We start from the raw sequence: 536 nt of genomic DNA on the forward strand, positions 1-536 counted from the left end.
AATCTTGCGGACAGCAGATGCTGTCGGGGCACACGGGATCATCATTCCGAAGCGTCGATCAGTCGGATTGACGCAAGTCGTCGCAAAAGCATCAACAGGCGCGATCGAACATATTCCTGTCGTTCGCGTGACGAACCTTGCGCGGACGATGGAGGATCTAAAGAAACAAGGCATCTGGTTCGTCGGAACGGATGCGCGCGAAAGTGATGACTACCGGACACTTGATGGGACGATGCCACTCGGAATCGTCATTGGAAGTGAAGGAAAAGGAATGAGCCGGCTCGTCCGTGAGAAATGTGATTTCCTCGTCCACCTCCCGATGGCGGGACATGTCACATCGCTCAACGCATCGGTTGCTGCTTCGTTATTACTATATGAAGTCTACCGGACTAGAAAGCCGTATGCGCGATGAAATATGATCGTCTCATCGTAGATGGCTATAATATCATTGGCGCATGGCCAGAATTTCGGACGTTGCGGGAGCAAGATTTTGAATTGGCACGGGAACGGCTGATTCATGCGATGGCGGAATACCA

General features: G+C 51.9%; 2 protein-coding genes. Both read left to right on the forward strand.

What is annotated here, in order from left to right; translation table 11 throughout:
- On the forward strand, nt 1–412 hold a 412-nt coding region (rlmB, locus tag B3S86_RS15160), incomplete at its 5' end, for a 23S rRNA (guanosine(2251)-2'-O)-methyltransferase RlmB (RefSeq protein ID WP_290754276.1).
- Nucleotides 409–536, forward strand: a 128-nt coding sequence (locus B3S86_RS15165) for an NYN domain-containing protein (protein WP_290754280.1), incomplete at its 3' end; no start/stop codon positions are given. The genes rlmB and B3S86_RS15165, both read left to right, overlap by 4 nt.

This window comes from Exiguobacterium sp. UBA3968 (assembly GCF_002385115.1).
Lineage (GTDB): Bacteria > Bacillota > Bacilli > Exiguobacteriales > Exiguobacteriaceae > Exiguobacterium_A.